10 protein-coding genes and 1 pseudogene are annotated in these 13,386 nt (G+C 38.6%); 6 read left to right on the forward strand and 5 right to left on the reverse strand.

Going from position 1 to position 13,386, the window contains the following annotated elements; genetic code table 11:
* Window positions 1-1,928 precede the first annotated feature (1,928 nt).
* The 3 genes from ACFIJ7_RS01465 to ACFIJ7_RS01475 all read right to left on the reverse strand — a co-directional run bounded on the left by ACFIJ7_RS01465 (window position 1,929) and on the right by ACFIJ7_RS01475 (window position 4,762).
* Window positions 1,929-2,513 (reverse strand): CarD family transcriptional regulator, encoded by a 585-nt coding sequence (locus ACFIJ7_RS01465; protein ID WP_375635507.1) that lies wholly within the window; start codon window positions 2,511-2,513, stop codon window positions 1,929-1,931.
* A gap of 305 nt (window positions 2,514-2,818) precedes the next feature.
* Window positions 2,819-3,160, reverse strand: coding sequence for a ferredoxin FdxA (fdxA, locus tag ACFIJ7_RS01470; protein ID WP_375635508.1), 342 nt, complete (start codon window positions 3,158-3,160; stop codon window positions 2,819-2,821).
* A 21-nt stretch (window positions 3,161-3,181) separates the two neighbouring features.
* Window positions 3,182-4,762, reverse strand: a complete 1,581-nt coding sequence (locus tag ACFIJ7_RS01475; RefSeq protein ID WP_375644445.1) for a hypothetical protein — start codon at window positions 4,760-4,762, stop codon at window positions 3,182-3,184.
* 580 nt (window positions 4,763-5,342) lie between these two features.
* On the opposite strand from ACFIJ7_RS01475, the gene ACFIJ7_RS01480 reads away from it, so the two are divergent.
* Entirely contained in the window at window positions 5,343-6,254 is a 912-nt protein-coding gene (locus ACFIJ7_RS01480) for an RNA polymerase factor sigma-32 (RefSeq protein ID WP_015856975.1), read from the forward strand.
* 61 nt (window positions 6,255-6,315) lie between these two features.
* Window positions 6,316-6,456, forward strand: a complete 141-nt coding sequence (locus tag ACFIJ7_RS01485) for a hypothetical protein (RefSeq protein WP_375644446.1) — start codon at window positions 6,316-6,318, stop codon at window positions 6,454-6,456.
* A gap of 115 nt (window positions 6,457-6,571) precedes the next feature.
* Here the strand turns inward: ACFIJ7_RS01485 and ACFIJ7_RS01490 are convergent, their stop codons facing one another.
* Window positions 6,572-8,149, reverse strand: a complete 1,578-nt coding sequence (locus ACFIJ7_RS01490; RefSeq protein WP_375635510.1) for a M48 family metalloprotease — start codon at window positions 8,147-8,149, stop codon at window positions 6,572-6,574.
* Window positions 8,150-8,296: 147 nt separating this feature from the next.
* Between ACFIJ7_RS01490 and ACFIJ7_RS01495 the strand changes: the two genes are divergently transcribed.
* The 4 genes and pseudogenes from ACFIJ7_RS01495 to rimJ all read left to right on the forward strand — a co-directional run bounded on the left by ACFIJ7_RS01495 (window position 8,297) and on the right by rimJ (window position 12,406).
* Window positions 8,297-8,932 (forward strand): thiamine diphosphokinase, encoded by a 636-nt coding sequence (locus ACFIJ7_RS01495; protein ID WP_375635511.1) that lies wholly within the window; start codon window positions 8,297-8,299, stop codon window positions 8,930-8,932.
* A 103-nt stretch (window positions 8,933-9,035) separates the two neighbouring features.
* A complete protein-coding gene (locus tag ACFIJ7_RS01500) occupies window positions 9,036-9,422 on the forward strand; it encodes a hypothetical protein (RefSeq protein ID WP_015856972.1) in 387 nt (128 codons plus the stop codon).
* On the forward strand, window positions 9,422-11,284 hold the full coding sequence (locus tag ACFIJ7_RS01505) for an ABC-F family ATP-binding cassette domain-containing protein (protein WP_375644537.1): 1,863 nt from the start codon (window positions 9,422-9,424) through the stop codon (window positions 11,282-11,284). Before ACFIJ7_RS01500 ends, ACFIJ7_RS01505 begins: the two co-directional genes overlap by 1 nt.
* 558 nt (window positions 11,285-11,842) lie before the next feature.
* A pseudogene (gene rimJ, locus ACFIJ7_RS01510) lies at window positions 11,843-12,406 on the forward strand (ribosomal protein S5-alanine N-acetyltransferase).
* A 541-nt stretch (window positions 12,407-12,947) separates the two neighbouring features.
* Here the strand turns inward: rimJ and ACFIJ7_RS01515 are convergent.
* Window positions 12,948-13,208 (reverse strand): DUF2312 domain-containing protein, encoded by a 261-nt coding sequence (locus ACFIJ7_RS01515; RefSeq protein WP_005774567.1) that lies wholly within the window; start codon window positions 13,206-13,208, stop codon window positions 12,948-12,950.
* Window positions 13,209-13,386 lie beyond the last annotated feature (178 nt).

Raw genomic sequence — 13,386 nt, forward strand, 5'->3', positions numbered from 1 at the left:
TCCAGTAGTAAACTTCTTTTGATTCATGAGTGAATGCACGTTTGGAGCGTGTATTTTCGCTTTTTCTTGAGAACATGTGTAAGGCTTGGCCATAGAAAAATGATTCTATTGTGGGAGATGATTTTTTTGTTTTTTTGAGAGGCTATAAAGGATTGCTTGTGTCAGTGTCTTTTATGATGATTTCGTTAAGAGCTGGGGTATTGATATAAGTTAGGTCAGTAATGGAATCATTTTGTATCGCACTTAATTTTTATTGACTGTAGAGGGAATCCTATTAAACCGTAAAATATCGTCGTTTAAGGTGGTTGACCCATGTAAGGCTTTAAGCATACCGGTGTTTTTTATGAGAATATTTAAGGCAATGGTTTGTCTATAGGCTTATATTGTGACATGTGATTCCCCATAAAAAAATAGAGATTTACATCACATTGATTTATAAAGATCATTCGTTTTTTTTGCGTCTTGAATGAAAGATCTATCGTAGGATTTTCTCATTTCAAATTTCGCTCATGTTGAATCAATGGCAATCACTTGCTTTTCGGTCATAAGTGGGGCTGGTATGTGGGTAAAAACTCTATAAGAAAGGACAAAATGTCTATAATGAATACTTTCAAATGTAAGGATTTTTGTAATATTGGGGGTTAGTGTATGCTGATTCCAGCGTGTTTTCTTATGAGCAGAAAAGAGAAAACCGTTACAAGACAGAAGGTGTACACATTCAATAATCTTTAGTGCTTTTGATGATAAAGGCACATGAGACTTTTCTATGAATATCACGCTTTCTTTTTATATTTTTGAACTAAGAATTGTCCATATATTTTTTCTTATTTTTGTGAATATAAGGGATTTGTTACGAACAGCTTGTAAAAATAAGTAAACTTAAAACCAGATGTTTTATGTATGGGGTTGAGCGAAGTATTTTATCAAAGCCGGTATGACTCTCCAGTTCATCGCTGGTTTATGAATGGTTTTATGGTGTTGCTTACCTAAGTTTGTGATTTTTTTGTTATCTGTTCATCAATATCTAATCTTTAGCGGTCTGTTTAAAACAGAGGTTAAGACTTTTAAGAGTTCTATGAATCGTTTTAGATTTTGTATGTCCGATTGGAGTAAGAATATTGCGTATATCTCGTAATCTCTGAAATGAGAATATAACCTCATTTTGGAAAAATATGAAGTTGCAAGGGGCAATATCAACGCTCATTTGTATTGTTATTTTTTAAGTTAGCTTTACAGCTTTCAAAAGTATTTGAAATGCCTTTTACAGAATGGATATGATGGTTTAGTTCGTGCTTTTGTTTATCGCGTTCTTTAATGGGGGAACGCCTCTCATGCAAAATAAGCGCCCAAGACAAAATATGCTTATGTTGTACTGTCACGCGTTTTTTTAAAAGAAATATTTGTTGCATCCATTTTATGACGGCGTTTTTGAATGTTATAATGGTTTTGTAGAAGGGTAAATGGTAAAGTTTCGGTGCAGTGTATAAACGGCACTATGATCTTTACGCTTAATGAAAAAGCAAGCCCGCATCCTTACACATCTTGCCAGATTCCAATGTTGGTATATCCTTTGGTGCTTGAGACGGTTCTACTAGCTCTTTTTGTACAGTTTTTACTCACAGATCAGCTCCGCTTGCGACCGAAAAGCAAGTGATTTTGATTGATTCAACATGAGAGAAATTTGAAATGAGAAATCTTACGATACTCAAGATTCTAATTTAATATGAATAATGCTAGATTATGATGATTAATCAATTTGTTATCTATGAAGCAAGCAGATAGGGAGAAGGAATTTGTCGAAAAGTTAGATTGTTTATAGGTTGGCGCAGGTTAAGAAACTTTGTCCTTAAGGGCAGAGAGGATGTTAAAAAAATAAAACCAGCAAAAGCTGGTTTTATCAAAATATCTCATTATGATGAAAGAGTGTGTTATGCAGCGTAGACAGCTTTACTGCTTTCATCTGTTTCTTCTCTCTCAGTTTTAAATTCGCGTTTCGGTTTGTTGGAGAGATGCATCTCTATGAGATTGATAGCTTCTGTTTCAGAAAGACTATTAATAACCGCAATTTCGCGGGCCATTCTTTCAAGAGCAGCTGTATAAAGTTGGCGCTCAGAGTAAGATTGTTCAGGCTGTAGATTAGAGCGGAAAAGATCACGGACCACTTCGGCGATACAAATAAGATCTCCTGAGTTGATTTTAGCATCATATTCTTGCGCACGACGTGACCACATGGTTCGTTTAACGCGTGCTTTTCCACGTAAAACTTTTAAGGCGCGGTCGACAGAATCACTAGCAGATAATTTACGCATTCCAACGGAAAGGGCTTTTGCAATGGGGACTTTGACATCCATCTTATCTTTCGCGAAATGAATGACAAAAAGTTTTAATTTATGTCCTGCAACTTCTTGATCTTCAATCGCTATAATTTGTCCTACTCCATGCGTAGGGTAGACGATATATTCAGAGGTTGCAAATTCTTTGGTCTTGGAAGACGTTCCATGTTGGGATGCCATAATTTTAGTTTACTCCCTTATGATCAACAAATGTATCGGAAAACAGGTTATAAACCTGAGGGTTGAGTTTTCTTTAACCAAGTATATTGTACCAATTAAGCGAGCATAAAAGCCGAGTACTTTTAAATCCAAAAAAAATACATCGCTTTACTATAAAAAGCAAAGAAAAATACTTAGAAAGATGATCATGTTAAAATAACATTAACATCAAACTTCCAAAGAATCAATCATTTCGCTTAAGGATTTTTTTATTTTTACAAGAGAAGTCTTTCAATTGTTGGAGGAGGAGGGTGTACACTGTATCATTACTCTTCGCCGCTTCCTGGATTTTCTGAAAAATACTTTTCTAATTTATTTGGAACGCCATCCATTTCTTTTGCTTGAGGAAGAGGATCTTTTTGGGTGGTTAGATTAGGCCATTTGTCTGCATAATGAAGATTAAGTTCTAACCACTTTTCTAATCCTGGTTCTGTATCAGGTAAAATCGCTTCTGCTGGGCATTCTGGCACACAAACACCACAATCGATGCATTCGTCTGGGTGGATAACAAGCATGTTTTCCCCTTCATAAAAACAATCAACAGGGCAGACTTCAACGCAATCCGTATATTTGCAGTGAATGCAGTTGTCGGTTACTACGTGGGTCAAGATCAAACTCCATTTGTTATTTTAATTCTCTTTAGAGGAAAGTGTGTGCGTGTTTTTATGATTGGTGAGTTGATCGCGTAGTATAGCTAGTTTTGCAAAAGGTGAATCAGGATTAAGGCGCTTTTCTTTTTGAAAAGGCTTATGATTTGCATGTTTGCCTTGGGATTTGTGGAACTTATGAGAGCGTTTTGTTTGTGATAGCGCTTCTTGAGGGGAATTTTCATTTGTGTGTTCCCCTTTTTTTACAGCGCTCTTCGATTTATTTTGCCACTTATTTCCTAATTTATCACGTTTTTTTTGCGCGTGGTGATGAAATTGATGTCTATAATGCCATAGTAAAATAACTTTATCTTCTTCTGTAGGGAGAGGGGTTTTGGCAAAATTCCCAACAGGTTCAGCCGCCGGTAAACGATTGGTTTTATGGGGATGTTTTTCAATACCAGAGGATAAAGTATTTGGGTATGAGGTATTTTTTTCTTCTTGTGTTGTTTCTGAATCGCTTATTGTTTTCCATTGACTGCCAACGCATTCTGCTGCGGGAACATCTTGCATTGTCTCATTGATAGGGGAAGAGGTTTGGTGTGCAAGGAGATTTTGTTCAAAAACAGTATTGCTTATGCTGTACGATTGATAACCAAGTCCTTTGAGGATTTCTTCCATATCGTTTCCATTAGCCCCAAGAATGGACATCATGGCTGGTGTAACAAAAAAACTTTTGCCATCATAGGCGCCATCGGGTTTGGGATCACTTCCTTGTTTCCAATGCAGTGCGGGGCGGATGAGATTGGCGAGACGTTCTAAAATATCAATCCGTACAGCACGTTGTCCTAAGATTCGGTAGCCGGCTAATTGATAAAATTGGCGGTTATAGGTAGGGTCAACAATCAAAGAGGTTCGACCAGCAGATAATGCTGACAAAATTTCACCCAAACCAGCTTGATCTTGTCCCGCATTTTGAAGATTCCACAGGAGAGTAATGGCTTGAACCGGAGCAGGTTTAAGCATTCCGGCAACATAGATGTGAAAAGCGCCAAAACGCACACCTAGACGCCGAAGCACGGCACGTGATTCTTGCGCAAGTTCTTTGACAATGTCTAAGACTTCGCGGCGTGGTAAAATCCCTAAAGAGTTAAAAAGTTGTAAAGCAAGACTGTTTGTTGAATCCGTTAAATTATCAGCATTACGCAAATCAAATAGAGGTTTTAAAGTCGTTTCAAAATGAAAGGTGACAAAGCGTTCTAATCGTTTCACAACGTTATCGCGGGATTCTCCTGTGAGTTGTTCATCTGCTAAAACAATCAGTTTTGGTTTGAAAAAATCTTCTGTTGCTACAAGCTGTCCTACGGGCTGACCAATCCAGCGCACAATTCCATCAGAACCGAGGGTAAAATCTCCATTTGCACAAGCACAAAAACGTGTTGCACGTTTGGAAAAAGCAAGAATCAAATTTTCATTCTCTGTTGAAATTTGCTTCTCAGCTATTTGATCGGTACTGTTTTTGTTGGCATAAAAACGAAAACCTTCAAATTTACCCCTTCCGTGTTTTTCAATGAGAATATCATCTTGAAGAATTTCATCCTGTTGAACAATCTTGCTATCCATGATCATTTTCTTTCTCAGTGCGAAATTGGTCAAAAGCTTTTTGCGACAATTTCATAATGCTTCTTTTTCTTTAACATGTTTGTTGCGTTTGCTTCAATCACTCTTGTCGTTTTTTGCTGTTTCTTTTTGCGCCTTTAAAACTTGGATGATTCTTTTTTTATTCAGTTTTCATTCAGTTTGGATGCTTTATATTTGCAAATTACACTTATTAGTTGTATTGTAAAGATGAAAGCATAAATAAATTCTTCAATTTAAAAGGAAACAGAACCGGTTATTAATAAACAGCTTTTGTTTTACATGATCATTTTATTTTTTTTGCTGTTTTGTCATGAAAAGCGAAGAGAAAGTTTTTTCAAATATTTCATAGGCTAAAAGGCATATTGTAAAGGCATTTTGCAGGTGAAATTGTGTCTTATGACAAGAAATTTTACCATGACAGTAAAAAAAAACAATTGCGATTATAAAAATACACGTTAAAGTAGTGGATACAGAAGTTAACAACTTTTGCGTTCTTTTTAAGCAAAGAACAATGATGTCGTTGCCAAATCAATTTTGATAATTTTAATCGCAAGGGGTTATTATGGGTAATCTTTCAAATGCTGTTTATAAAAGCAGCAAAAATTATAGCGATGCAGACAAAAGCTTAGGACGTAATATGATGCGTTCTGCTATGCAAGCGCCTTATCTTGAACGACAAAAAGAGCATGATTTGGCTCTGCGGTGGAAAGACAAACGTGATGATGATGCCATGCATCAAATTGCAGCAGCTCATATGCGTTTAGTGATTGCTATTGCTAACCGTTTTAAACGTTTCAAAATGCCATTGGGGGATTTGGTACAAGAAGGGTATGTGGGACTATTGGAAGCAGCTGCACGTTTTGAACCTGATCGGGAAGTGCGTTTTTCAACGTATGCAACGTGGTGGATACGCGCTTCTATTCAAGATTATATTTTGCGAAATTGGTCAATCGTTCGAGGGGGAACTAGTTCTTCGCAAAAAGCACTTTTCTTTAATCTTCGGCGTTTGCGTGCAAAGCTGATACAAGATGATAGTGCTTTGTCAAAACAGGATATTTTTCGCACAATCGCTGAAAAGCTTGGCGTTTCCGTGCGCGATGTTGAAACGATGGATTTTCGTTTTTCCAGTTCTGATAATTCCTTGAGTGTTTCTGTTTCTGAGAACAGTGATAATCCCATTGCTAAGATGGATGTTTTGGTGGATGATAGTCCTCTTCCTGATGCTTTAATTGAGCAAGTAATTGATGGTCAACGGCGTACACAATGGCTTTACGACGCGTTACAAATTCTCAATGAACGGGAGTTGGAAATTATTCGCTTTCGTCGCTTAAATGAAGAGGGTGCAACTCTCGAAGTTTTGGGTGAAAAGTTAGGAATATCAAAAGAGCGCGTGCGTCAAATTGAAGCTCGGGCTTTGCAGAAATTGCGTTCTGCTCTTCTTACGGTTCATTCAGAAGATGCTTACGATATATAAGCAGTGAAAGGCTTTGTGGGAGGAAGAGAGAGAACGTATAAGTAAGGGGGTATATGAGAGTATGATGAAGTTGGATTTAGAGGATTGCCAGATTTGTCTAGGGATATGCCTCCTTGGGGATGTGTTTGGTGCTATTGATGAACAGAGGAAGATTGGGGGTGATATTAGTTCGAGGAAGTATGTATCAAACGGAGTCGTATGAAGGTATGATGAAATTGGTTTTTGAAATGTCCCTCTTCATTTGTGAATATGCTTTAAGGGGGAGGGAGTCATACAGATAGAAAAGAATCAAAACTGTAGCAGATGAGAAAAAAGGCTTATTCTGTAATGATTTTCACTTTTGTACCTGCGGATAAAGTTTGTGTTGGTGAGAGGGCGTTGAGGATGCGAAAGAGTTTTTCTTTATCTGGTGTGTGTTGCATTTTATTGGCTAGGTTTGCAACGTTTTCTCCTTGTTTAACGCGGACAACACGGATTTTTAAGGGCTTCAGTTTTTTTAATTGTGAAGATGAAAGAGAATGAAAGCTTTGTAGCGTTTTTTGGGCAACCTCTACAAAATTTTGAGAATTATGTGGGGCGGCTGTCAGAAAACGAAAGATGTGGTTGTTGAATGGAATGACAACTACATCAAATTGCCATTGCTCATTGGTAGCATGGGCTCGTGCTCCAAGTAAACTTTGGCTTTGGAATCCTTGACGCGTAAATTCTTGATGGGGGAGTCCCTGAATTGTGATGGGGCGGATAGATGATTGGTCTAGCCCGATAATCCAGCCGCTTTTCAAATAATCACTCGCAGATATTCCAGCAGGATGCGGAATAGCATCAAAACGAATCGCAATTTTATCTGGTCCACTGGCCCAAACAGTGTGTGCTGAATGTTCTATTGTAAAATTGTTTGGAACAGAGAAAGCTATGCGCAACTGTGGGTGAATAAATTGGTTGCCTCGTACAAAACCTGTATAAAATCCTCCTCCAAAAATCATGCCATCAATGCTTTTGAGAAAAGAATCGCGATCGGTTGTTTTACTATTCCCTTTACTTATTTTACGCGCTTTTTCTATCGCAAGCCGAATGCGTTGAGGGGTGGTTGGGTGAGAGGCTAGAAAATCTAGAGAGGCATTTTGGGTGCCGGAGATATTACGCAAAGCACTATAGGCTTCCATTGTTTGAAGAAAGCGTGGTGAAGCAAATGGATCATATCCTGCTTGTTGGAGCATTTCAAGTGCAAGGGAATCAGCTTCTAGCTCTTGATTGCGGGAAAATTGCGCGAGTTGTTGCTTGTTTTGCGTAGGGTTATGAAGTTTTTTGCCAATAGAAGAAAGAAGATGTGAAGATATGTGATTTGCCATCTTTAATTGGGCTTCTTTTTGCAGGCGTAAAATGCCATGATTGGCTCTAATATGTGCTATCTCATGGGCTAAAATGGCTGCAACTTCTGAAGAATCATTGGCTAATGCCAGCATACCACGAGTGATGTAGATCGCGCCATTGGGGAGCGCAAATGCGTTAATACTTTCTGAGTTTAAAATGGTTACAGAATAGCTTTGATGAGAACTATGGGATGCAACTGTCAGTTTACGGACAATCTTTGCTAAAAGGTGTTCAAGTTTTACATCATAATAAGCGCCGCCATACATTTGCAAAATACGTGGGTGTTGCAGAGCGCTTAATGTGACATAGATATTGTGATTGTTGGTACGTTTGATCGTTTTAGAAGAAGTGGAAGAAAGCCTATCATTTTGAGAGAGGGGCGTATGACAAGCCGAAAGGAGAAACGTTAAACTTATGAAAGTTGCTTTATACAGGCGTGAGCGAAAAAGAAACTTGCGTTGAAAAATGGAGTGCGTTGGATCATGGTGCACATTGTTTCTGCGGAGTAATTTGGCAAATTGCATTTGTATCTTTGTATCGTATGTTTCTTCAAGAGAGTCATCAGGGATAAGGATTCGTTTGGCTATATCACGCTTTTTGTTTATAAAAAATGACTCTCACTGATAAAAGGGTGCGCTATAAAGGAAATTTTGTGAAAGGCAAAGTATGGCATGACAACATTTACGATATTGTTAAATGGAGATGTTTGTATCACTGATCGCTTGCTTAATCAAATTCAAAACAGTCGGGTGATTGCTGCTGATGGTGGTATGCGTCATGCGGCAGCGCTTAATGTGTTGCCTGAGTTGTGGTTAGGCGATTTTGATTCATCGGATGAGAATTTAATACGCGAATATAGTCATGTTCCGCGTGAGATTTTTCCCTCTGATAAAGATATGACAGATAGTGCTCTAGCTTGCGAAAGAGCGCTGCAAAATGGTGCTAAAAAGCTTATTTTGTGCGGTGCTTTGGGAGGTGAAAGAAGTGATCATAGCCTTTCTCATATGACGCAAGCATTGGTGATGGCTGAAAGGGGCATTTCAGTGTTGTTGACAAGCGGTTTGGAAGAAGGCTGGCCGGTTTTGCCAAGACCTTGTTCGTATGATTTGCCTAAGGGATGTTTGTTTAGTATTATCGGTTTTTCTGATTTAAAAGGCTTAACTCTTGCAGGGGTAAAATGGCCAATTTGTGACAAAAATGTGTCATTTGGCTCTTCTTTAACACTTTCTAACCGTATTTTGGGAACCTTTTCTTGCCATTTAGGTTCTGGAAAAGCTATATTGTTAGCGTCTGTGCCTATTCCATAAAGCTCTTCCAATATATTTTGAATAAGGCAGGGGGGGGCCTAGTGATTAAGTGCCGACATAAACGATATATTATGTATTGATCTTGAGAAGGAAAGGTTTTGATATGTTAAAATCAATTTTTAAAGTGGCTGTTGTTTCAGCCATTGGTTTCAGTTCAGTCGCTTGTACCACAAACGATGAACGCGTTGCACGTTACGGCGTAGGAGGAGCAGCAATTGGTGCTTTGGCTGGAACTGCTATTGCTGGAAGTACTCCTGGAGCAGCACTTACCGGTGCAGCATTTGGTGCTTTGGCTGGAACAGTAACAGGTGCGGCTGCAAATCAAAGAAAACAACAAAGACAGGCATCACAATTGTGCACGTATCGTGGTCGTAGAGGGCATGTTTACCAAGCACCTTGTGCACAAAGAGTCCCTGTACGGCAATTGTGTGCTTACCGTGATGCAAGAGGGGTGATGTATAAAGCACCTTGTCCGCACCGCGTTCGTTAATGGCGCCGCCGCTCCTGCGGCTTGACCGCATTTTCTTAAATTTTGGAAAAACGCCTTTGCTCAATCAAGCTTGTTTATCGGTTGAGCAGGGGGCGCGTATCGCGCTGGTTGGCCGTAATGGTTGTGGAAAATCAACCCTATTAAAAATTGCCGCAGGAATATTAGAGCCTCATGGTGGCGAAATTTTTCGCCACCCGCGAGTGACGCTCCGTTATGTCTCACAAAATCCGGATTGTTCAGGATTTGAAGATATTAACGCTTATATGGAAGCGGGGCTGGACGATATATCTGATGTTCAGTGGATCAATACGCTTCGCACAAATTTAGGGTTTTCGGGGGCGGAAAAATTGGAAACGCTTTCGGGAGGCGAAAAGCGGCGTGTTTCATTGTTACAGGCCATTGCTGCAAACCCCGATATTTTGTTCTTAGATGAACCAACCAATCATCTCGATTTACCAACCATTGAATGGCTGGAAGCTGTTTTATCGTCTTTGCGTTCAGCGATTGTGGTGATTTCCCATGATCGGCGATTTTTAGAAAATGTTACGCGGTCAACGGTATGGCTTGATCGTGGCACAACCAAAAGACTGGAAAAGCGTTTTTCAGAATTTGAAAGTTGGCGTGATAAGGCGTTGCAAGAAGAAGCCATTGAGCAGCATAAATTGGGGCGCCAAATTGCCCGTGAAGAACAATGGTTGCGTTATGGCGTGAGTGCACGGCGTAAGCGTAACGTACGGCGTTTAGGCGAATTAAAAAACTTAAGACAGCGTCATCAAACCTATAAAGGGCAGCCTGGAAATGCACTTTTGACAGCAGCGAAAAGTCATGAGTCTGGGCAATTGGTGCTTGAAGCAAAGAAAATTTCAAAATCCTATGGTGATCGCATTATCGTGAAAGATTTTTCTTTGCGTATTCAGCGTGGTGATCGAATCGGGTTGGTAGGACCCAATGGTATCGGAAAGACAACGCTCCTTTCTGCATTAATTGGGCAAGAAGCCGTGGATAGTGGAACGGTGAGGCATGGCTATAACCTTTCTATGGCATTGCTTGATCAGCAACGTATTTTAAATGAAGAAGAAACTTTAGCGCATTATTTAACGGGAGGAAGAGGTGATACTCTTGTGATCAATGGGCTGGAGCGGCATGTAGTTTCTTATATGAAAGACTTTTTATTTTTGCCTGAACAAGCACGCACTCCCCTTAAAGAATTTTCGGGGGGAGAAAGAGCACGCCTCATGCTTGCACGACTTCTTTCACGTCCTGCAAACTTTTTGATACTTGATGAACCGACCAATGATTTGGATATGGAAACTTTGGATTTGTTGCAAGAATTTATTGCTGATTTTGCGGGAACAGTATTGTTGGTCAGCCATGACAGAGACTTTTTAGATCGTACTGTAACGCATATGTTGGCACCTCAAGGTGATGGTCATTGGGTTTTGTATGCGGGCGGCTATAGTGATATGATGGCGCAAAACCAGCATGCTCTGAGTTTACAACGAAAAAAAACAGAATTATCGCAGCGTAAAGCACCTTCAAAATCTCATGTGGGAGAGCTTTCAAAGCAGGACTCATCAACAGATCATAGCTTGATAGTGCGGGAGAAAAAAACACGAGGTAAATTGTCTTATAAGCAGGTTTATGCATTGGAAAGATTGCCTGAAGAAATTGCTGTTTTGCAAAATGAAATCAAAAAAATTGAACAAGAGCTCTCTGATCCAGCTCTTTATCGCAGTGATAAAGAGCGTTTTGAGCGTTTATCAACAGCGTTGGAAAAAAAGAAAAATACTTGCACACAAAAAGAAGAAGAATGGTTAGAACTTGAAATTTTACGCGAAGAAATGGAAGCGTGTTCACGGTAATGTCTAAAACATTTTAAGAGATTTGTATTCATTATCACGTTTTCTTGGATTTGTTACAAGATCTTATGGCTGATTTTGCGAGAACAGTGTTGTTGATGAGTCATGGCAGAAACTTTTTAGATCGCACTGTAACATATAGCATTTCAAGGTGATGGTCATTGGGATTTGTATGCGGGTGCAGTGATATGATAGCGCAAAACAAGCATGCTCTGAGTTTACAAGGCAAAGAAACAAAACTATCTTTGCCGTGAGTTTTTTCAAAATTTCGTATATAGAAGTACGCTAGTTCCATTGCATACTTTGCCAGTCCCCAATGTTGCTACAGCCCCCTTGGAATTTGAGAGCATTCATAAGAAACATTCCCTTATCTTTACCTTATATCCTAAATGCACCAACCCCGCTTCTGACGGAAAAGCAAATGATCTTCATTGATTCTAACGTGAGAAGTGTTGTGATGGGGAAAGCTTACTGTATTCGACGTTATGATTTAAGTTTAAAAATGATGATTTGTTAGGATAAACCAACGTGTTATTGTAACATTTCGAGGAGGAGAAAATGATGGCAATTAAAACAAAGCGAACAATTTCCACATTGATCGGTTTAGAAGATGCAGCTGAACTGTCTTCCTTATTACCTCCGTAATGCGAATCATCTGCGTCCTTTTGAACCTGTTAGATCTGATGGTTACCACAGCCTAACAGCTTGGGAAATACGAGCTAATGCATTTGCTTGTGAAAGTGCACAAGGACAAGCATACCGATATGCCTACGATTAAAAAATGAAAACACAGTCATTGGTGTTGTGAATTTTACAAATGTGGTTCGTGGTGTTTTTCAAGCTTGTCATCTTGGTTTTTCTCTTGATGAAAAACAACAAGGCAAAGGTCTCATGTTTGAGAGTTTATCGGCTCTAATACGGCATATCTTTCATGTTTATCATCTGCATAGAGTGATGGAAAATTATAGACCTGAGAACATAAAAAGTGAACGTTTATTAAAGCGCCTTCATTTTGAAAAAGAAGGCTATGCCAAAGACTATTTGATGATTTCTGGAAAATGGAGAGACCACATTCTAACCTCTCGAATCAATGATCTGTATGAGCCCGTTAATAGATTCGAATAAAGTTTTGTTAAAAGTTCTATCAAGGGGCTTTTTATCAAATGTGTAAATATGCCGAATTTCTGCCTATCCTAAAAGACGAAGATCCTTAACCACCTCTTCTTTTGTAAACAGTTCAGACTCTCATTTAGCGGATTTCAACCGCTAACCACTTTATATGTTTCTTTTCGTAGATAATGAATTGATTTATCATCATCATTCATTTTTTCAATTTGAAGGAAGAGAGTCCTCAATATCGTAAGACTTTCTCATTTCAAATCTATAGATGTTTAATCATAAAAATCACCTCTCTTGCACATCACAAACTGGATTGGCGTACAAGTGAGGGTTTGTGTGGATAAAAATGATTGGAGGACAAGGATAAAAATGCTCTGTATAAATCCTTTTAATATGAGGGCTGTTGCAATATTGTGTATTCTGTGACCGATAGTCTCGTTACAAGTTACACAAACTGCTTATTGTTGGGTGAAATTTTTATACATTCATTTTTTTTTGCATTTTGCGTTTTCTTTTCTTAAGAAAATTTCCAATGGTATCAATGATTTTAATTCATACCAAGCGCATTTTTATAAAGCTCAATGATTGCTTCTTCTTCCATTCGTTCGTGCTCTTCTTTTTTACGCAACCGTATAATGCTTCGAACAGCTTTACTATCAAAACCAGAGCCTTTAAGTTCAGTGTAAACGTCTTTAATATCATCAGAAATGGTTTTTTTCTCTTCTTCTAGTCGTTCAATACGTTCGATAAAAGAGCGTAATTGGTTTACGGATATAGCGTGTGTTTGATCGGTTACTGTATCGTTCATTGTATTTTTCTCCAAGTTATATATTTTAAGTTGTTTTTCGACGACGAATTTATGTTGAAAAAGCTTGAAAAACAAAAAGTAAATCAAGCTACACTGTTTTTTTACAAATTGACTTTAAATATTTTGTAAAATTTTTAAGATATATGCATTGATAAAAGGGCTATAAAAAGAAAAATAT

Source organism: Bartonella sp. MR100HLJHH (assembly GCF_042194215.1).
Classification (GTDB): domain Bacteria; phylum Pseudomonadota; class Alphaproteobacteria; order Rhizobiales; family Rhizobiaceae; genus Bartonella; species Bartonella grahamii.

Coding starts and splice junctions, on each gene's coding strand:
- ACFIJ7_RS01505 (WP_375644537.1), top strand. CDS start 9,422: ATGGCGCCGCCGCTCCTGCGGCTTGACCGCATTTTCTTAAATTTTGGA.
- ACFIJ7_RS01485 (WP_375644446.1), top strand. CDS start 6,316: ATGATGAAGTTGGATTTAGAGGATTGCCAGATTTGTCTAGGGATATGC.
- ACFIJ7_RS01495 (WP_375635511.1), top strand. CDS start 8,297: ATGACAACATTTACGATATTGTTAAATGGAGATGTTTGTATCACTGAT.
- ACFIJ7_RS01500 (WP_015856972.1), top strand. CDS start 9,036: ATGTTAAAATCAATTTTTAAAGTGGCTGTTGTTTCAGCCATTGGTTTC.
- ACFIJ7_RS01465 (WP_375635507.1), bottom strand. CDS start 2,513: ATGGCATCCCAACATGGAACGTCTTCCAAGACCAAAGAATTTGCAACC.
- ACFIJ7_RS01480 (WP_015856975.1), top strand. CDS start 5,343: ATGGGTAATCTTTCAAATGCTGTTTATAAAAGCAGCAAAAATTATAGC.
- ACFIJ7_RS01475 (WP_375644445.1), bottom strand. CDS start 4,762: ATGGATAGCAAGATTGTTCAACAGGATGAAATTCTTCAAGATGATATT.
- ACFIJ7_RS01490 (WP_375635510.1), bottom strand. CDS start 8,149: ATGCAATTTGCCAAATTACTCCGCAGAAACAATGTGCACCATGATCCA.
- ACFIJ7_RS01515 (WP_005774567.1), bottom strand. CDS start 13,208: ATGAACGATACAGTAACCGATCAAACACACGCTATATCCGTAAACCAA.